17 protein-coding genes are annotated in these 18037 nt (G+C 68.2%); 6 read left to right on the forward strand and 11 right to left on the reverse strand.

The genetic code is table 11. The features are described from left to right. The 4 genes from C5F48_RS15830 to gyrA all read right to left on the reverse strand — a co-directional run. The coding region (locus tag C5F48_RS15830) for a glutamate--tRNA ligase family protein (RefSeq protein WP_258186516.1) at nucleotides 1–318 on the reverse strand (318 nt) is incomplete at its 3' end. After that, a complete protein-coding gene (gene trmFO / locus C5F48_RS15835) occupies nucleotides 306–1637 on the reverse strand; it encodes a methylenetetrahydrofolate--tRNA-(uracil(54)-C(5))-methyltransferase (FADH(2)-oxidizing) TrmFO (protein ID WP_107664853.1) in 1332 nt (443 codons plus the stop codon). The genes C5F48_RS15830 and trmFO, both read right to left, overlap by 13 nt. Nucleotides 1638–1658: 21 nt before the next feature. Continuing rightward, nucleotides 1659–1982 (reverse strand): hypothetical protein, encoded by a 324-nt coding sequence (locus C5F48_RS15840; RefSeq protein WP_107664854.1) that lies wholly within the window; start codon nucleotides 1980–1982, stop codon nucleotides 1659–1661. Next, complete coding sequence (gyrA, locus tag C5F48_RS15845) at nucleotides 1979–4705, reverse strand: DNA gyrase subunit A (protein WP_170139625.1); 2727 nt, start codon at nucleotides 4703–4705, stop codon at nucleotides 1979–1981. The genes C5F48_RS15840 and gyrA overlap by 4 nt, the downstream gene beginning before the upstream one ends. Nucleotides 4706–4909: 204 nt before the next feature. Here gyrA and C5F48_RS15850 point away from each other — a divergent pair, with 204 nt between their 5' ends. Further along, entirely contained in the window at nucleotides 4910–5173 is a 264-nt protein-coding gene (locus C5F48_RS15850; protein WP_107664856.1) for an usg protein, read from the forward strand. Between the two features lie 23 nt (nucleotides 5174–5196). Here the strand turns inward: C5F48_RS15850 and rocF are convergent, their stop codons facing one another. Then, nucleotides 5197–6123: an arginase gene (rocF, locus tag C5F48_RS15855; protein WP_107664857.1), complete on the reverse strand. Its 927-nt coding sequence runs from the start codon at nucleotides 6121–6123 to the stop codon at nucleotides 5197–5199. Between the two features lie 150 nt (nucleotides 6124–6273). Between rocF and C5F48_RS15860 the strand changes: the two genes are divergently transcribed. From C5F48_RS15860 to C5F48_RS15870, 3 genes are all read left to right on the forward strand, one after another. After that, nucleotides 6274–8244, forward strand: a complete 1971-nt coding sequence (locus C5F48_RS15860) for a heme lyase CcmF/NrfE family subunit (protein WP_107664858.1) — start codon at nucleotides 6274–6276, stop codon at nucleotides 8242–8244. Beyond that, nucleotides 8241–8711, forward strand: coding sequence for a cytochrome c-type biogenesis protein (locus tag C5F48_RS15865; protein WP_107664859.1), 471 nt, complete (start codon nucleotides 8241–8243; stop codon nucleotides 8709–8711). The genes C5F48_RS15860 and C5F48_RS15865 overlap by 4 nt, the downstream gene beginning before the upstream one ends. A 62-nt stretch (nucleotides 8712–8773) precedes the next feature. Beyond that, entirely contained in the window at nucleotides 8774–9547 is a 774-nt protein-coding gene (locus C5F48_RS15870; protein WP_107664860.1) for an enoyl-CoA hydratase-related protein, read from the forward strand. Between the two features lie 3 nt (nucleotides 9548–9550). Here the strand turns inward: C5F48_RS15870 and ilvN are convergent, their stop codons facing one another. After that, nucleotides 9551–10111, reverse strand: a complete 561-nt coding sequence (ilvN, locus tag C5F48_RS15875) for an acetolactate synthase small subunit (RefSeq protein WP_107664861.1) — start codon at nucleotides 10109–10111, stop codon at nucleotides 9551–9553. 78 nt (nucleotides 10112–10189) lie between these two features. Further along, nucleotides 10190–11944 carry an acetolactate synthase 3 large subunit gene (locus C5F48_RS15880; RefSeq protein ID WP_170139624.1) on the reverse strand — a complete coding sequence of 585 codons (1755 nt, stop codon included), beginning with the start codon at nucleotides 11942–11944 and terminating at the stop codon, nucleotides 10190–10192. Nucleotides 11945–12365: 421 nt separating this feature from the next. Here C5F48_RS15880 and gstA point away from each other — a divergent pair, with 421 nt between their 5' ends. Then, nucleotides 12366–12971 carry a glutathione transferase GstA gene (gstA, locus tag C5F48_RS15885; RefSeq protein WP_107664863.1) on the forward strand — a complete coding sequence of 202 codons (606 nt, stop codon included), beginning with the start codon at nucleotides 12366–12368 and terminating at the stop codon, nucleotides 12969–12971. A 52-nt stretch (nucleotides 12972–13023) separates the two neighbouring features. On the opposite strand, the gene C5F48_RS15890 is transcribed toward gstA, so the two are convergent. The 4 genes from C5F48_RS15890 to C5F48_RS15905 all read right to left on the reverse strand — a co-directional run bounded on the left by C5F48_RS15890 (nucleotide 13024) and on the right by C5F48_RS15905 (nucleotide 16033). Continuing rightward, nucleotides 13024–13938 carry a calcium/sodium antiporter gene (locus C5F48_RS15890; protein WP_107664864.1) on the reverse strand — a complete coding sequence of 305 codons (915 nt, stop codon included), beginning with the start codon at nucleotides 13936–13938 and terminating at the stop codon, nucleotides 13024–13026. A 109-nt stretch (nucleotides 13939–14047) separates the two neighbouring features. Then, a complete protein-coding gene (locus C5F48_RS15895; RefSeq protein ID WP_107664865.1) occupies nucleotides 14048–14896 on the reverse strand; it encodes an arginyltransferase in 849 nt (282 codons plus the stop codon). Nucleotides 14897–14998: 102 nt separating this feature from the next. After that, the gene (locus C5F48_RS15900; protein ID WP_107664866.1) at nucleotides 14999–15487 is read right to left on the reverse strand and encodes an RDD family protein; all 489 of its coding nucleotides are present in this window, start codon (nucleotides 15485–15487) and stop codon (nucleotides 14999–15001) included. Nucleotides 15488–15607: 120 nt separating this feature from the next. Next, a complete protein-coding gene (locus tag C5F48_RS15905) occupies nucleotides 15608–16033 on the reverse strand; it encodes a DUF2852 domain-containing protein (protein ID WP_107664867.1) in 426 nt (141 codons plus the stop codon). Nucleotides 16034–16231: 198 nt separating this feature from the next. On the opposite strand from C5F48_RS15905, the gene C5F48_RS15910 reads away from it, so the two are divergent. Next, nucleotides 16232–18037, forward strand: a 1806-nt coding sequence (locus tag C5F48_RS15910) for a [protein-PII] uridylyltransferase family protein (RefSeq protein WP_502525978.1), incomplete at its 3' end; no start/stop codon positions are given.

Raw genomic sequence — 18037 nt, forward strand, 5'->3', positions numbered from 1 at the left:
GCGGATGTCGGACCGGGTGCAGCGGCAGGGGTAGGTGAGCCCCATCTCCGACAGCCAGTGCAGCTCGCGCTGATAGACCGGCAGCCGCTCCGACTGCCGCATCACCGGCTCGGGCCAGTCGAGCCCCAGCCAGTGCAGATCCTCGAAGATCTGCGCCTCCCACTCCGGCTTGCTGCGGCTCTGGTCGATGTCCTCGATCCGGAGCAGCGCCACGCCGCCCTCGGCCTCGGCCCGCTGCCAGGCGGTCAGGGCCGAGAATGCATGCCCCAGATGCAGCGGCCCGGTCGGCGACGGGGCGAAGCGGGTTACGAAAGCCATGCGGTGAAGGCAGCCTTCGCGCGGTCGGTATAGGCCTTGTAGCGGTCCTTGCGGCCGCGCCTGCCGCCCTTCGCCTCGATCGGCGGGAAGAGCCCGAAGTTCACGTTCATCGGCTGGAAGGTCTTCGCCTCGGCCCCGCCGGTGATATGGGTGATGAGCGCGCCGCTCGCGGTCTCCGGCGGCGGCGGGGGCAGGTCGCGCCCGAGGATCTCGGCCGCGGCCATCCGGCCGGCGAGCAGACCCATCGCGGCGCTCTCCACATAGCCCTCGACCCCCGTCACCTGACCGGCGAAGCGGATATGCGGTTTCGACTTCAGCCGCATCTGGTCGTCGAGCAGCGTCGGCGAGTTGAGGAAGGTGTTGCGGTGAATGCCGCCGAGCCTTGCGAAGCTCGCGTTCTCGAGCCCCGGGATCATCTTGAAAACAGCGGTTTGCGCGCCGTATTTCATCTTGGTCTGGAAGCCCACCATGTTGAACAGCGTGCCCAGCTTGTTGTCGCGACGCAGCTGCACCACGGCATAGGCCTTCACATCCGGGCGATGCGCGTTGGTCAGCCCCACCGGCTTCATCGGCCCGAAGCGCAGCGTCTCGCGCCCGCGTTCCGCCATCACCTCGATCGGCAGGCAGCCGTCGAAATAGCCCGCGGTCTCGCCCTCATGGAACTCGGTCTTCTCGGCGGCCAGCAGCGCGTCGATGAAGGCCTCGTATTGCGCCTTGTCCATCGGGCAGTTCATGTAGGCGGTCTGTTCCTCGACCGTCTCGCCCTTGTCATAGCGCGACTGCATCCAGGCCACCGACATGTCGACGCTCTCGGCATAGACGATGGGGGCGATGGCGTCGAAGAAGGCCAACGCCTCGGCCCCGGTCTCGGCCCGGACCGCCTCGGCCAGCGTGCCCGAGGTCAGCGGGCCGGTGGCGATGATCCAGTGGCCTTCGGAAGGAAGCTCGGTAACCTCCTCGAAGGACGTTGAAATCAGCGGATGCGCCAACAGCTTTTCCGTCACCGCAGCGGCGAAGGGATCGCGGTCCACGGCCAGCGCGCCGCCGGCCGGCAGGCGATGCGCCTCGGCCATGGCCATGATCAGCCCGCCCGCCGCGCGCATCTCCCAGTGCAGGAGGCCTACGGCGTTGCGCTCGTCATCATCCGAGCGGAAGCTGTTCGAGCAGACCATCTCGGCGAAATGGCCGCTGCGATGCGCGAAGGTGCCGACCTTGGGGCGCATCTCGTGGATCACCACGCGCACGCCCATGTTCGCCGCCTGCCAGGCGGCCTCCGACCCGGCCATGCCGCCGCCGACGATGTGCAATACCTGTTCCATCGCGTCGATGTAGCCTCTGGTTCAAGGGTTGAAAAGGGCGCGTCGCTGGGCGCTCACGAAGGCTTCGGCTTCCGGCCCCGCATCGGCGCCGTCATAGAGCCCGAGCGCCCGCGCAGTAGCGAAGAAGCCCGGGGCGGGCAGACCGCCCGCCAGCCGCCCCTCGCAGAGCGCGGCGCGCAGCGGACGACCGGCGGCCGCATCCTCGGCCATTATCGCCTCCAGCGCCTCGGTCAGCCGATTGATGCTGCCCGGGCCGGGGATCGCCAGCTGCCGGGCCAGCGCGCCATAGCTCAGGGTCTCCCGCCGCGCCGCCAGATCCTCCAGCGCCGCGGCGAGCGGGCTCACGCTTCCTCGTCGCCCTGATCGGCGATGCGCGCGACCGAGACGACTTCCTCGCCGGAGCCGGTGTCGAACACCTTCACCCCGCCCGCCGAGCGCGAGCGGAACGAGATTCCGTCCACCGGCACCCGGATCGACTGGCCCGTGGAGGTGGCGAGCATGATCTGGTCGCCCATCTCCACCGGGAAGGAGGCCACCAGCCGCCCGCCGCGCATGGTCTTCTCGAAGGCGGTCACGCCCTGACCGCCACGCCCGCGCACCGGATAGTCATGGCTCGACGAGATCTTGCCCTGACCGCGCGCCGTGATCGTCAGGATCAGGTCTTCGGTCGCCGACATCTCGGCATAGCGCGTCGGCGAGAGCTGACCCGCCTCGACGCTGTCGTCCTCCTCGTCGGTCTCGGCCTCGGCAACATCGTCGGTGACGCCCGCCATCAGCCGGCGCTGCTTGAGATAGGCCGCGCGTTCCGCCGGTTCGGCCTCGAAGTGGCGGATGACCGACATCGACACCACGCGGTCGCCCTCGGCCAGACGCACGCCGCGCACCCCGGTGGAATCGCGGCTGGAGAAGACGCGCAGATCGGTGGTCGGGAAGCGGATCGCCCGCCCGCCCGCGGTCACCAGCATCACGTCATCCTGCTCGTCGCAGATCCGCGCGTTCACCAGGCTGACGCCCTCGGGCAGCTTCATCGCGATCTTGCCGTTGCGCTTGACGTTGGTGAAGTCGCTCAGCCGGTTGCGCCGCACGTCGCCGTCCGAGGTGGCGAAGACGATCTGCAGCGCATCCCATTCCGCCTCGGGCTCGTCCACCGGCATCAGCGCGGCGATCGAGATGCCGGTGGAGATCGGCAGGATGTTGACGATCGCCTTGCCCTTGGCCGTGCGCCCGGCCAGCGGCAGGCGCCAGCACTTCAGCGAATAGACCATGCCGTCGGTGGTGAAGAACAGAAGCTGCGTATGGGTGTTGGCGACGAAGAGCGTGGTCACCACGTCGTCTTCCTTGGTCGCCATCGAGGCCAGACCCTTGCCGCCGCGCCTCTGGCTGCGGAACTCGGCCAGCGGCGTGCGCTTGATCCAGCCGCCGGAGGTGATGGTCACCACCATGTCCTCGCGCTCGATCAGGTCCTCGTCGTCCATGTCGCCGGCCCAGTCGACGATCTCGGTGCGGCGCGGGATGGCGAAGAGCTGCTTCACCTCGCGCAGCTCGTCCGAGATGATCGCCATGATCCGCTCGCGGCTGCCGAGGATATCGAGATAGTCGCGGATCTTGGCGGCGAGCTCCTGCAGCTCGTCCGTCACTTCCTTGACGCCCATCGCGGTCAGGCGCTGCAGCCGCAGCTCCAGAATGGCGCGGGCCTGCACTTCGGACAGGTTGTAGGTGCCGTCCTCGTTCAGCTTGTGGCTCGGATCGTCGATCAGCATGATGTAGGGCGCGATGTCCTTGGCCGGCCAGCGCCGGGTCATCAGCTTCTCGCGCGCCTCGGCCGGATCGGCGGAGGAACGGATGGTCGCCACCACCTCGTCGACGTTGGAAACGGCAACTGCCAGACCGCAGAGGATATGGCTGCGCTCGCGGGCCTTGCGCAGCTCGTAGGCGGTGCGCCGGGCCACGACCTCCTCGCGGAAGGTGATGAAGTAGCTCAGGAAATCGCGCAGCGTCAGCTGCTCGGGCCGGCCGCCGTTCAGGGCCAGCATGTTGCAGCCGAAGCTCGTCTGCATCGGCGTGAAGCGGTAGAGCTGGTTCAGCACCACATCCGGCGTCGCGTCGCGGCGCAGCTCGATCACCACGCGGACACCGACGCGGTCGGATTCGTCCTGCACATGGGCGATGCCCTCGATCTTCTTCTCGCGCACCTGTTCGGCGATGATCTCGATCATCCGGGCCTTGTTGACCTGATAGGGCACCTCGTCGATGATGATCGCGTAGCGGTCCTTGCGGATCTCCTCGATCCGGGTCTTGGCGCGGATGATGACCGAGCCGCGCCCCTCGAGATAGGCCTTCCGCGCGCCGGAGCGGCCGAGGATGGTGGCCCCGGTCGGGAAGTCCGGCGCCGGGATGATCTCCATCAGCGCTTCCATCGAGATGTCGGGATCCTCGATCATCGCCAGCGTGCCGTCGATCACCTCACCCAGATTGTGCGGCGGGATGTTGGTCGCCATGCCGACGGCGATGCCGCCCGCGCCATTGACCAGCATGTTCGGGAAGCGCGCCGGCAGGACGGTCGGCTCGCGGTCCTTGCCGTCATAGTTGTCCTGGAAATCGACGGTTTCCTTGTCGATATCGGCCAGCAGGAAGGCCGCGGGCTTGTCCATCCGCACTTCGGTGTAGCGCATGGCCGCCGCGTTGTCGCCGTCCATCGAGCCGAAGTTGCCCTGACCGTCCAAGAGCTTGAGGCTCATCGAGAAGGGCTGCGCCATCCGCACCAGCGCGTCGTAGATCGAGGCGTCGCCGTGGGGGTGGTATTTCCCCATGGTGTCGCCGACCGGACGGGCCGACTTGCGGTAGGGCTTGTCATGGGTGTTGTTGGTCTCGTGCATCGCGAAGAGCACGCGCCGGTGCACCGGCTTCAGCCCGTCGCGCAGATCGGGGATCGCACGGCTGACGATGACGCTCATCGCATAGTCGAGGTAGGCCGTCTTCATCTCTTCCGCGATGGAGACCTGCGGGCCGAGGGCGGGCGCTTTGCCCATTTCTTCATCGTTGTCAGTGTCTTCAGGACGATCTGTCACGTCGGGCGCTCTTTCTGCAACGGCTCAATATCTGGTTGGCGGGACTATAGACCATCGCGGATATGGGGTGCAATGCCGGGCTGGCCGGGGCGGGGGCGGGGCTGGTCGGCAGCCGCGCTCGGCGAGTGCCAACATGCTGTTTCTGTTGAAATTCCGCGGGAGTGGCGCATCATTTCCCCTGCGAGAAACCGACAGGAGCCTGAGATGCGCGAGACGGAGCTGATGCTGAAGGGGTACGGGCTGACCACGGCGGAGTTCATCTACCGGATGCCGGACTACCGCAACGTGCTCAACACCTATCTCTGGCAGGAGTATGACGTGGCCCCCGACTATCCCGCGCTGTTCCGCTTCATCGAGTTCTGGCAGGAAAAGCTGGAAGGCCCGCTGCATTCGGTGCGCTTCACCCACAGGAAGCTGATCGCGCCGGGCGAATGGCGCAACGTGGTGGGCGAGTTCCGGCTGCACTGAGCCGCCGGAAGCTCGGGACCCGATCAGCCGAAGCTTCTCGTCGGGCGGTCGAAGACCTTCCGCCCCATGGCCGAGGCCACCAGATCGACCATCAGCCGCGCCGTGCGACCGCGCTCGTCGAGGAACGGGTTCAGCTCCACCAGATCGAGCGAGGTCATCAGCCCGCTCTCGTGCAGGAGCTCCATCACCAGATGCGCCTCGCGCACCGTCGTCCCGCCCGGGACGGTGGTGCCGACGGCGGGGGCGTGCGCCGGGTCGATGAAATCGACGTCGAGCGAGACATGCAGCATGCCGTTCGCCGCCCGCACCTTGTCGAGGAAGCCGCGCAGCGGCGCGCAGATGCCGAACTCGTCCAGCACCCGCATGTCGTTGATCGCGATGTCATGCAGCAGCAGCGCCGCATGTTCCTCGGGATCGACCGAACGGATGCCGAAGAGGCAGATCTGCTCGGCGGGCAACGGCGCCGGGAAGGGTGGGAAATCGTCGAAGCCCTCGCGCCCGGCGATATAGGCCACGGGCGTGCCGTGCAGGTTGCCCGAGGTGGTGGAGAGCGGCGTGTGGAAATCGGAATGCGCGTCGAGCCAGAGCAGGAACAGCGGCCGCCCCTGCGCCTCGGCATGGGCCGCGGCCCCGGAGACCGAGCCGAGCGCCAGCGAATGGTCGCCGCCGAGGATGATCGGGAAGCCCTCGTCGAGCGCCGCCTTGGTCGCCGCGTGCAGCGCCCGGGTCCAGCCCAGCGTCTGCGGCAGCGAATGCACCGCCGGATTGGCCGGGCGAACCTCCTCCAGCGCGCCATGCGTCAGGTCGCCCCGGTCCTGCACGGCATGGCCGAGATCGGCCAGCACCTGCGGCAGGCCGGCGACGCGGTAGGCGGCGGGCCCCATCAGGCAGCCGGGACGGCGCTGGCCGGAATCGATCGGCGCGCCGATCAGGATGCAGGTCTTCTTCATCGGTCACTCCTGTTGCAGCCGGACCCTTACAGCACGGATCGGCGACGTCCGCACCCGGCATCGCATTCTCAAAATCGCGGGATGGGCGGAAAGCCCCATTTCACCCGCGCCGCTTCGGCGGTAAGGTCGCGCCAAACCGGAGGACTGCCGATGATCGTCGAGCTTGGACATTTTGCGCTGATCCTGGCGCTGGCCGTGGCGCTGGTGCAGTCGACGGTCCCGCTGGTCGGAGCGCACAAGCGCTGGCAGGGCTGGATGGCGGTGGCCGAACCCGCGGCGCTGACCCAGCTCCTGCTGATCGGCTTTTCCTTCGCGGCGCTGACCTATGCCTTCGTCACCTCCGACTTCTCGGTGCGGCTTGTGGTGCTGAATTCGCATACGCTGAAGCCCTTGATCTACAAGATCAGCGGCGTCTGGGGCAACCACGAGGGCTCGCTGCTCCTCTGGGTGCTGATCCTCGCCCTGTTCGGCGCCTGTGCCGCGGCCTTCGGGCAGAACCTGCCGCCGACGCTCAGGGCGCGGGTGCTGGCGGTGCAGGGGATGATCGGCGTGGCCTTCCTCGCCTTCCTGCTCTTCACCTCCAACCCCTTCCTGCGTCTGGCCGAGCCGCCTTTCGACGGCGAAGACCTGAACCCGCTGCTGCAGGACCCGGGCCTCGCCTTCCACCCGCCCTTCCTCTACCTCGGCTATGTCGGCCTCTCGATGGCCTTCTCCTTCGCCGTGGCCGCGCTGATCGAGGGCCGGGTCGACGCCGCCTGGGGCCGCTGGGTGCGGCCCTGGACGCTGGCCGCCTGGATCTTCCTGACCATCGGCATCGCGCTGGGAAGCTGGTGGGCCTATTACGAACTCGGCTGGGGCGGCTTCTGGTTCTGGGACCCGGTGGAGAACGCCTCCTTCATGCCCTGGCTGATCTCGGCGGCGCTGCTGCACTCGGCCATCGTGGTGGAAAAGCGCGAGGCGCTGAAGAGCTGGACCATCCTGCTCGCCATCCTCGCCTTCGGCTTCTCGCTGATCGGCACCTTCATCGTCCGCTCCGGCGTCATCACCTCGGTGCATGCCTTCGCCAATGACCCCGAGCGCGGCGTCTTCATCCTCCTGATCCTCGGCATCTTCATGGGCGGTGCGCTGACCCTCTTCGCCGCCCGCGCCAGCGCGATGGAGGCCAAGGGCGTCTTCTCGATGGTCAGCCGCGAATCCGCGCTGGTGCTGAACAACCTGCTGCTGGCCGTGGCCTGTTTCGTCGTCTTCATCGGCACGATCTGGCCGCTGGTGGCCGAGCTCGTCTGGGGCCGCAAGCTCTCGGTCGGGGCGCCGTTCTTCAACGCGGCCTTCACCCCCTTCATGGTGGTGATCGCCATGGCCATGCCGCTGGGCGCGGTGCTGCCCTGGAAGCGGGCGCAGCTCGGCAAGGGCATGGCCTCGCTCTGGGGCGCGCTGGCGCTCTCGGTCGCGCTCGGCGCGCTGATCTTCGCGCTGCAGACCGGGCGCTCGGCGCTCGGCCCGGTGGGGGCGGCGCTCGGCGCCTGGGTGGTGTTCGGCGCGTTCTCCGAGCTCTGGCTGCGCACCGGGCGCGGCGGCATCGGCGCCCGCATCGGCCGCATCGGCCGGCTGCCGCGGGCCGACTGGGGCAAGGCGGTCTCGCATGCCGGGCTCGGCGTCACGGTCTTCGCCGTGGCCGCGATCAACGCCTGGCAGGTCGAGGATATCCGCGTGGTGCAGGAGAGCGAGAGCTTCCCGCTGGGCAAGTACAGCGTGACCCTCGCCGATGTGCGCGAGATGCAGGGTCCGAACTACATGACCACCATGGCCGCGATGGAGGTCCGCGACGGCGACCGGCTGATCGCCACGCTGCACCCCGAGAAGCGGATCTACCCGGTCGCCGCCATGCCCACCACCGAAGCCGGGATCGACTACGGCATCACCCGCGACCTCTATCTGGTGATCGGCGACCCGCAGGCGAACGGCGGCTGGGCGGTGCGCAGCTATATCAAGCCCTTCGCCAACTGGATCTGGGGCGGGGCGATCCTGATGGCGCTCGGCGGCGCGCTCAGCCTCAGCGACCGGCGCTACCGCGTCGCCGCCGGGGCCCGGCACAAGGTCAGCGCGGTGCCCGCGGAATGAGACTGCGCGCCCTCCTCCTCGCCCTCTGCCTCGCCACCCCGATCTTCGGGACGCCGGTCTTTGCCGTCCAGCCCGACGAGATCCTCTCCGACCCGGCGCTGGAAGCCCGCGCCCGCGACCTGTCGCAGGGCCTGCGCTGCCTCGTCTGCCGCAACGAGAACATCGACGACAGCAACGCCGAGCTCGCCCGCGACCTGCGGCTTCTGGTGCGCGAACGTCTGGTGGCCGGAGACACCGATCAGGAGGCGCTGGATTTCATCGTCGCGCGCTACGGCGAATACGTGCTCCTGAACCCGACCAGCGGCGGCGCCAACCTGATCCTCTGGATCGCCGGCCCGGCGATGCTTCTGGGCGGGCTTGGCCTCGCCGCCGTCTACCTGCGCCGCCGCCGCTCGGCCTCGGATGCCGGCACGGCGAAGCTCACCCCCGAGGAACAGGCCCGGCTGAACGAGATCCTGAACGACTGACGCACCGTCGCGCTTCCCCGAGGACGTCCGGCGGCTATGCTGGCGGGCAAACAGGGGGACGCATGTATCAGACCATTCTTCAGACCGAGACCGACGGCATCGTCACGCTCACCCTCAACCGGCCCGAGGTGATGAACGCGCTCTCCTCCCGCCTGCGCGCGGAGCTGCTGCAGGCGATCACCCGCCTCCCGGAAACCGCCCGCGTCCTTGTGCTCACCGGGGCCGGGCGCGCCTTCTGCTCGGGGCAGGATCTGGCCGATGCCGCGGCCCTCGGCGTCCCGGATTTCGAGCGCGTGCTGCGCGACGAATACGAGCCGCTCCTGCGCGCGCTCTCCGACTGCCCGCTGCCGACCATCGCCGCGGTGAACGGTGCTGCGGCGGGGGCAGGGGCCAATCTCGCGCTCGCCTGCGACGTGGTGATCGCCGCCGAGAGCGCCAGCTTCATCCAGGCCTTCACCCGCATCGGCCTGATCCCCGACGCGGGCGGCACCTACTGGCTGCCGCGCCAGATAGGCGCCGCGCGGGCGATGGGCGCGGCGCTCTTCGCCGAAAAGATCCCGGCGCGGCAGGCCGCCGACTGGGGCATGATCTGGGAAGCGGTGCCCGACGCCGATTTCGCCGCCCACTGGCAGGCCCGCGCCGCGCATCTGGCCAAGGGCCCGACCGCCGCCTATCGCGCGGTGAAACAGGCGCTGCGGGCGAGCCAGTCGAACGATCTCGACGCCCAGCTCGCGCTCGAGGCCCGGCTGCAGGGCCAATGCGGCGCGTCCGACGACTTCCGCGAAGGCGTCGCGGCCTTTCTCGAAAAACGCCCGGCGACTTTCACCGGGCGCTGAGGCTCACAGCCCGCGGGCCAGCGCCGCCACCCCGGTCCGCGCCATCTCGCGTAGGCCCAGGGGGCGCATCAGGTCGGCCAGCGCGTCGATCTTCTCCGGCGTTCCGGTGATCTCGAAGACGAAGCTCTCCAGCGTCGAATCCACCACATTGGCGCGGAAGATCTCGGCCAGCCGCAGCGCCTCGATCCGCGCCTCGCCCTTGCCCGCCACCTTGAACAGCGCCAGCTCGCGCTGCACCGCCGGCCCGTCCACCGTCAGGTCATGCACCTCATGCACCGGCACCATCCGGCCGAGCTGCGCCTTGATCTGCTCGATCACCTGCGGCGTGCCGGTGGTGACCACGGTGATCCGGCTCAGGTGGCCGGCATGATCCACCTCGGCCACCGTCAGGCTCTCGATGTTGTAGCCCCGGCCCGAGAACAGCCCGATGACCCGGGCCAGAACCCCGCTCTCGTTGTCCACCAGCACCGCCAGCGTATGGGTCTCGATCACCTCGGCATGGGGATCGCGCAGGTCATAGGCCGAATGGCTGGTCGAACCCTGCTTGATGTTGAGCGGCGACATCGGCCCTCTCCTTCATTTTCTGTCTCTAAATATCCTCGGGGGGTCCGGGGGGCAGACAGCCCCCCGGCCTTCGGCACTTCAGACCAGCACGGCCCCTTTTGCCCCGATCGCCCCCTGCGTATCCGCATCGCCCAGCAGCATCTCGTTATGCGGCCGCCCCGAGGGGATCATCGGGAAGCAGTTCTCGTGCTTCTCGACCAGACAGTCGAAGATCACCGGCCCGTCGTAGCGGATCATCTCCATGATCGCGTCGTCGAGATCGGCGGGGTCGTCGCAGCGCAGGCCCTTGGCGCCGAAAGCCTCGGCCAGCTTCACGAAATCGGGCAGGCTCTCCGACCAGCTCTGCGAATAGCGCTCGCCATGCAAGAGCTCCTGCCACTGCCGCACCATGCCCAGCCGCTCGTTGTTCAGGATGAACTGCTTCACTGGCAGGCGGAACTGGATGGCGGTGCCCATCTCCTGCATGTTCATCAGGAAGGAGGCGTCGCCCGCCACGTTGATCACCAGCGCCTCCGGATGCGCCACCTGCACCCCGATCGAGGCGGGCAGGCCGTAGCCCATGGTTCCGAGCCCGCCCGAGGTCATCCAGCGGTTCGGCCCCTCGAAGCCGAGGTATTGCGCCGCCCACATCTGGTGCTGGCCGACCTCGGTGCTGATGTAGCGGTCCATCCCCTTGGTCAGCGCTTCCAGCCGCTGCAGCGCATGTTGCGGCTTGATCAGCTTGGTGGAGTTCTTGAAGTCGAGGCAGCCGACCGCCTTCCACTCCGCGATCTGCTTCCACCAGACGGCCAGCGCCTCCTTGTTCACCTTGCGCCCGCGCGCCTTCCACAGCCGCAGCGCATCCTCCAGCACGTGACCCACGTCGCCGAGGATCGGCACATCGACCCGGATCACCTTGTTCAGCGAGGAGGCGTCGATGTCGATATGCACCTTCTTCGAGCCGGGCGAGAAATCCTTCACCCGCCCGGTGATCCGGTCGTCGAAGCGCGCGCCGACGTTGATCATCAGGTCGCAGCCATGCATCGCCAGATTGGCCTCGTAGAGCCCGTGCATCCCGAGCATCCCGAGCCAGCCCTTGCCCGAAGCGGGGTAGGCACCCAGACCCATCAGCGTCGAGGTGATCGGGAATCCCGTGGCATCCACCAGCTCGCGCAGCAGCTGGCTCGCCGCGGGGCCCGAGTTGATCACCCCGCCGCCGGTGTAGAACACCGGGCGCTCGGCGGTCTCGATCATCTCGACCAGCTTGGTGATCTGCTCGATGTCGCCCTTCACCTTCGGCTGGTAATGCGAGACCCGCGCCTTCTGCGGCCCGGTGTAGGTCGCGGTGGCGAATTGCACGTCCTTCGGGATGTCGACCAGCACCGGCCCGGGCCGGCCGCTCATGGCGACGTGGAAGGCCTGATGGATCACCTCCGACAGCTTTGCCGTGTCCTTCACCAGCCAGTTGTGCTTGGTGCAGGGCCGGGTGATGCCGACGGTATCGGCCTCCTGGAAGCCGTCGGTGCCGATCATGAAGGTCGGCACCTGACCCGAGAGCACGACCAGCGGGATCGAATCCATCAGCGCATCGACGAGGCCGGTGACCGCGTTGGTCGCCCCCGGACCGGAGGTCACGATCACCACGCCCGGCTTGCCGGTGGAGCGGGCATAGCCCTCGGCCATGTGCACCGCGCCCTGTTCGTGCCGCACGAGGATGTGGCGGATGTCGTTCTGCTGGAAGATCTCGTCATAGATCGGCAGCACGGCGCCGCCCGGATAGCCGAATACGGTGTCCACGCCCTGATCCTTCAGGGCCTGAACCACCATCCGCGCGCCGCTCATCACATCGTTCATCGTTCTCTCCATCCGTTGCCGCCCCGCCGGCAGCCTGTCGCGCAACAAAAAGCCCCCGGGTTTCAATCGGGGGCGCATGGGAACCTGATGGTCAACCGTTACCGGCCCATGCGCGTCTGTCCTACAAGAATTACGACATCAGCCATCACTGGCCCTTTCCGTTGCGGTCGGGGGCGACACTAGGATGCGCCTCAGGGGGCGTCAATGGCGAAATCATGCAGAAAGTGTCGCAGCGGCTCACTTTGTCGCACATTTCTTTCGTGCATCGGCTGATCGTGGCAACTTCACGAAAACGAACAGCCGGTGTGAGCGGATGCAGGGCCAGCGACTCGGCTCGGCGCTGGACGCAAGGCCCGGTCTGAGGGAAAGTTGCCCGCGCGGCGCCTGTATTCGCGCCCCCCCCTTGATCCAAGGAATGTCCATGAAACTCTATTACTCCCCCGGCGTCTGCTCGATGGCGTCGCATATCGTCCTGCACCAGACCGGCAGCACCTTCGAGATCGAGAAGGTGGATCTCGGCACCAAGCAGACCGAGACCGGAACCGACTACCTGACGGTGAACCCCAAGGGTTCGGTCCCGGCGCTGGAGACCGCCGAGGGCATCCTGACCGAAGGTCCGGCGATCCTGCAATTCGTGGCCGACAAGGCCGGCGACACCACGTTGTCGCCGCCCGCCGGCACCATGGCCCGGGCGCGGATGCAGGAGGCGCTGAACTTCGTCGCTTCCGAACTGCACACGGCCTATTCGCCGCTGTTCAACCCGGCCTTCGACGACGAGCGCCGCAACGCCGCGCGCGGCGTGGTGGCGAAGAAGCTCGGCTGGATCGAGGGCCTTCTGGCCGATGGCCGCGACTTCCTGACCGGGAGCGCCTTCACCGTGGCCGACGCCTATGCCTTCGTGGTGGTGAACTGGTCCGGCATGATCGGCGTCGATCTGACGGATTTCCCGAAGATCCGCGCCTTCGCCGACCGCGTCCGGTCGCGCCCGGCGGTGCAGCAGGCGATGCAGGCCGAAGGTCTGGTGTGAGACGAAAGAGGCGGGCCCCAGCCCGCCTCTTCCCCCGCCTCAACCCACCTGCTCAGGCCATGAGCGACAGATAGCCGCCATAGATCAGCAGCAGCACCGCCCCGGCCCAGCGGGGCACGCCCGACAGCGCCGCGGCCAGCGCCACCAGCAGCACCGAGACGCCCATCACCCAGGGCATGTCGACCGCGACGAAGCGCGCCTCGACCTCAGTGATCGGCACGACCAGCACCGTCAGGCCCAGGATGCCCAGCAGGTTGAAGATGTTGGAGCCGATGATGTTGCCCACCGCGATCTCGGAATGCTTGCGCCAGGCCGCGATCAGCGAGGTGGCAAGCTCCGGCAGGGAGGTGCCGACGGCGACCACGGTCAGGCCGATCACTGCCTCGGAGATGCCGAAGGTCCGCGCGATCTGGGTCGAGCTGTCGACCAGCAGCCGCGCGCCCACCATCAGCACCACCAGCCCGCCCAGCGTCATCAGCGCCGATTTCCACACCGGCGCCACCGGCGCCGCATCCGCCTCGGGCTCGACCCGGCCGGAAAGGAAGGACATCGCCAGAAAGCCGATCAGCCCGGCGAAGAGGATCGCGCCCTCGAGCCGGCTCAGGCTGCCGTTCAGCAGCATCACCCAGAGCAGCGCCGTCGCCCCCAGCATCACCGCGAAGTCGCGCCAGCTCTGCCGCAGCGACATCACCACCGGCGAGACCAGCGCGGTCAGGCCGAGGATCAGCACGATGTTGGCGAGGTTCGATCCGAGCACGTTGCCGATGGCGATGGCCGGCGCGCCCTGGAAGGCCGCGTTCAGCGAGACCAGGAGCTCGGGCGAGGAGGTGCCGAAGCCGACGATGGTCAGGCCGATCACCATCGGGCTGATCCGATAGGCCCGCGCCACGCTGCTGGCCCCGCGGACCAGAAACTCGCCGCCGAAGAAGAGGCCCATAAGGCCGAGGATAAAGAGAAAATAAACCACGCCGTGCTCCCGTTGCTTCGCAGCGAGGTGGGTTTCGGATCGGCGATTGCAAGGGCGCAGGGCGAGAATACGCGACATGTCGTCACATCTTCCGGCCGGGCGTGGCCCGTCAGTCGCGCAGCAGCTTCGGATCGGCGGGCCGCGCCTCGGGCAGGTTGATCCGGGCGACCTGTTCGGCGATCGGATCGACGCTCAAGGGATGCAGCTCCGCCCGGTGGTCGGAGGGCGCGCCGATGTCCTGCCAGCGCCCGCCCTTGTAGATCTCCAGCGCGGAATAACCGGCCTTGTAGCCCATCTTGCGGCTGCCCGGCACCCAGTAGCCGAGGTAGACGTAGGGCAGCCCCGCCTCGCGCGCGATCTCGATATGGTCGAGGATCACATAGGAGCCGAGGCTGCGCACCGCCAGATCGGGGTCGTAGAAGGAATAGACCATGCTCAGCCCGTCATCGAAGATGTCGGTCAGGCAGACGGCGGTCAGCGGTCGCTGCCGCTCGGTCTCGCCGGGGCGGCTGTATTCGATGACCCGGCTGCGGATCGGCGTCTCCTCGATCATCGCGGCGAATTCGAAGACATCCATGTCGGCCATGCCGCCATCGGCATGCCGGTCGTCGAGATAGCGCCGGAACAGCGCGTATTGGTCCTCGGTCGCCCAGGGGCTGGTGGCGTTGCGCCTGAGGTCCGCGTTGCGCCGCATCACCCGGCGCTGGGTCCGCGTCGGCTCGAAATCCGCCACGCGGATCCGCGCCGAGAGACAGGCCGAGCATTCGGCGCAGGAGGGGCGGTAGAGCACGTTCTGCGAGCGGCGAAAGCCCTGCTTCGACAGGGTGTCGTTCAGCTTCTGCGCCTGGTCGCCCTGCAGCGCGGTGAACAGCTTCCGCTCCAGCCGCCCGTCGAGATACGGGCAGGACTGCGGGGCCGTCACGTAGAACTGTGGCGCGATGGGAAGGGTGTGGCGCATGACCCGCTCTTGCCTGAACTGGCGGCCACGTTAGCAAGCCCGCGGCGCCGCGCCAAGTCACAGATTTGGAGGAAGCGGCGGTCGCGGGGACCGCCGCCGATATCAGTAGCGCGAGGCCCGGTTCAGCGCGACGGTGCCCAGCACGTAATCGGTCAGGCCTTGGCCGCGCGCCGTCACCATCATCAGCGCGACCGAGATCACCTGGGGCACCACCATGCCGATCGAGATCGTGTAGCCCAGCGTGTGCAGGAAGGCCTCGCCGAACTCCAGCGGGCGACCGTCGCGGTTGCGCAGCTCGACCGCCATCAGCCGCATGCCCGGCGTCGCGGAAGAGCGGGTCAGGCTGACGGTGCGGTAGCAGAAGCCGACGCAGAGAAACAGGAACGGCAGGAAGAACAGCGCCGTGAAGGCGGTGAAGGGCACGATGATCGCCGTGATCAGTGCGATCAGCACCATGTCGAAGATCCATGCCAGCCCGCGCCGGAACGGCACGCCGTCGTAGAACTCGGCATGGGTCACGGGATCGGGCAGCGGATCGACACGGTCGGTGGTCCATGAATTCGGCGAGCCGTTCGGCGGAAACTGGGTCATCTGGGGCTCCGTGCAAGGGGGGCGACCCGGTGGCCGCCCCGAAGAAATGGCGACCCAAGGGTGCGCCTGCAAGGCTTGGGGCCCTCCGGCGGGCTTTCGACCCGCCGGAGGCATGTGGCGTCAGGCGTCTTCGCGCTGGCTTTCCGGCGCGGCCGGCTTGTTGCGGGCGCGGTCTTCCATGAAGGCGTCGAACTCCGACTTGTCCTTGGCTTCGCGCAGGCGCTGCAGGAAGCTCTCGAAGGCCATCTGCTCTTCTTCCAGACGGCGCAGCGTTTCCGACTTGTAGGCGTCGAAGGCCGAGTTGCCGCTGGAGTTCCAGGCGGCGGAGCGGCCCATCGAGCGTTTCATCTTGCAGGAACGGCTGAACATGCGTTTGCTCCAGATCATGTAGGCGAGGATGGCCAGGCCGACCGGCCAGACGAAGATGAACCCCAGCACCATGGCGGCGATCCAGGCGGGCTTGCCGCGGTCGTCGAGCCAGGCTTCGGCGCGGGCGGGCCAGGAGGTGATGCCGCCGGTGCGGACGGAGGCAGAGGCAGGTATCATAGCAGCGGTCTCCCGTGTTGGTTGGATGTGAAGCTCTTTCACATTACGCAATATGGGGAGGGCCGGGCCGCTCGCAAGAGGTCATGTTTAAGATCTTTACATTTTTCCGATCCGGAGGGCGGGGGCCTTCGCCGGGACAGGCCGCCGCACCCCCCGCCGCGCATTGACCGCGGCGCCGGCCCCCGCCATGGTGCGGCGATGACCGCGCCCTTCGCCAGCCGCCTGACCCGCTCGCCGCTCCCGCACGATCCGGCCCCCGCCGCCGAGATCGCCGCGCAGTTTTCCGATCTGGGACCGGAGCTTGCCGGGCTTCTCTCCGCCACCGCCGGCTGCAGCCCCTTCCTGCGCGGGCTCATGCTGCGCGAGGCGGGCTGGCTGCGCCCGGCCCTGTCGCTCGCCCCGGAAACCGCGCTCTCCGACGTGCTGACCCCGCTGGGCGACCTGCCCCTGGCCGATCTCGGCGCCGGGCTGCGCATCGCCAAGCGCCGCGTGGCGCTCTTGACCGCGCTCGCCGATCTCGGCGGCGTCTGGCCTCTGGAGACGGTGACCGGCGCGCTCACCGCGCTCGCCGACCGCGCGACCGACCTCAGCCTCAAGCGGCTGGTGGCCGACGAGATCCGCCGCGGCAAGCTGCCCGGCGCCACGCCCGAAGATGCCGAGACCGCGGGCGGCATGGTGGCGCTCGCCATGGGCAAGATGGGCGCGGGCGAGCTGAACTACTCCTCCGACATCGATCTCGTGATCCTGTTCGACGAGACCCGCTACCCGGGCGCCGAGCAGGAAGCCCGCGCCGCGCTGATCCGCGTCACCCGCAAGATGACGGCGCTGCTGTCGGACCTCACCGGCGAGGGCTATGTCTTCCGCACCGACCTGCGGCTGCGCCCCGACGCGGCGGTGACGCCGGTCTGCCTGTCGATGGCGGCGGCGGAGAGCTATTACGAAAGCGTCGGCCGCACATGGGAGCGCGCCGCCTACATCAAGGCCCGGCCCTGCGCCGGCGACCTCGCGGCGGGGGAGAAGTTTCTCAAGACCCTCACCCCCTTCGTCTGGCGCAAGCACCTCGATTTCGCCGCCATTCAGGACGCGCATGACATGCGCCTGCGCATCCGCGACCACCGCCGACTGCACGGCCCGGTCGTGCTCGAAGGCCACAACATGAAGCTCGGCGTCGGCGGCATCCGCGAGATCGAGTTCTTCACCCAGACCCGCCAGCTGATCGCCGGGGGCCGCGACCCCAGCTTGCGCGACCGCACGACCGTCGGCGGGCTGCGCGCACTCTCCGCCGCGGGCTGGCTGCCGGGCGAGGTGGCCGAGGATCTCATCGCCCAGTACCGCGCCCACCGCGAGGTCGAGCACCGGCTGCAGATGGTGAACGACGCCCAGACCCATGACCTGCCGGTGACGCCCGAGGGCGTGGACCGCATCGCCCACTTCATGGGCGAGCCGCCCGAGAGCTTCCGCGCGGGGCTGCGCGCCCGGCTCCTGCGGGTGGAGGAGCTGACCGAGGGCTTCTTCGCGCCCGGCGAGGCCGAGGACGGGCCCGAGCTGTCGGAGAGCGCCCGCCAGATCGTCGATGGCTGGAGCCATTACCCCGCGCTGCGCTCCGACCGCGCGGTGTCGATCTTCACCCGGCTGCGCCCGATGATCCTGAAAAGCCTGCGCCGCGCCGGCAATCCCGACGAGGCGCTGGTGGCCTTCGACGGCTTCCTCGCCGGGCTTCCGGCCGGGGTGCAGATCTTCGCGCTCTTCGACGCCAACCCCTCGCTGGTCGATCTGATCGTCGACATCGCCGCCACCTCGCCGATGCTGGCGCGCTATCTCGCGCGCAACGCGGGCGTGCTCGACGCGGTGATCGGCGGCAGCTTCTTCGCCCCCTGGCCCGGCACGGCGGCGCTGACGGCGGAACTGCGCCAGCAGCTCGGCGATCTGCCGGATTACGAGCGCAAGCTCGACACGGCGCGGCGCTGGATGAAGGAATGGCATTTCCGCGTCGGCGTGCATCAT

The sequence above is a fragment of the Cereibacter changlensis JA139 genome (genome assembly GCF_003034985.1).
Taxonomy (GTDB): domain Bacteria; phylum Pseudomonadota; class Alphaproteobacteria; order Rhodobacterales; family Rhodobacteraceae; genus Cereibacter; species Cereibacter changlensis.

Coding starts and splice junctions, on each gene's coding strand:
- trmFO (WP_107664853.1), bottom strand. CDS start 1,637: ATGGAACAGGTATTGCACATCGTCGGCGGCGGCATGGCCGGGTCGGAG.
- C5F48_RS15850 (WP_107664856.1), top strand. CDS start 4,910: ATGCGCGAGACGGAGCTGATGCTGAAGGGGTACGGGCTGACCACGGCG.
- rocF (WP_107664857.1), bottom strand. CDS start 6,123: ATGAAGAAGACCTGCATCCTGATCGGCGCGCCGATCGATTCCGGCCAG.
- C5F48_RS15860 (WP_107664858.1), top strand. CDS start 6,274: ATGATCGTCGAGCTTGGACATTTTGCGCTGATCCTGGCGCTGGCCGTG.
- C5F48_RS15865 (WP_107664859.1), top strand. CDS start 8,241: ATGAGACTGCGCGCCCTCCTCCTCGCCCTCTGCCTCGCCACCCCGATC.
- C5F48_RS15870 (WP_107664860.1), top strand. CDS start 8,774: ATGTATCAGACCATTCTTCAGACCGAGACCGACGGCATCGTCACGCTC.
- ilvN (WP_107664861.1), bottom strand. CDS start 10,111: ATGTCGCCGCTCAACATCAAGCAGGGTTCGACCAGCCATTCGGCCTAT.
- C5F48_RS15880 (WP_170139624.1), bottom strand. CDS start 11,944: ATGAACGATGTGATGAGCGGCGCGCGGATGGTGGTTCAGGCCCTGAAG.
- gstA (WP_107664863.1), top strand. CDS start 12,366: ATGAAACTCTATTACTCCCCCGGCGTCTGCTCGATGGCGTCGCATATC.
- C5F48_RS15895 (WP_107664865.1), bottom strand. CDS start 14,896: ATGCGCCACACCCTTCCCATCGCGCCACAGTTCTACGTGACGGCCCCG.
- C5F48_RS15900 (WP_107664866.1), bottom strand. CDS start 15,487: ATGACCCAGTTTCCGCCGAACGGCTCGCCGAATTCATGGACCACCGAC.
- C5F48_RS15905 (WP_107664867.1), bottom strand. CDS start 16,033: ATGATACCTGCCTCTGCCTCCGTCCGCACCGGCGGCATCACCTCCTGG.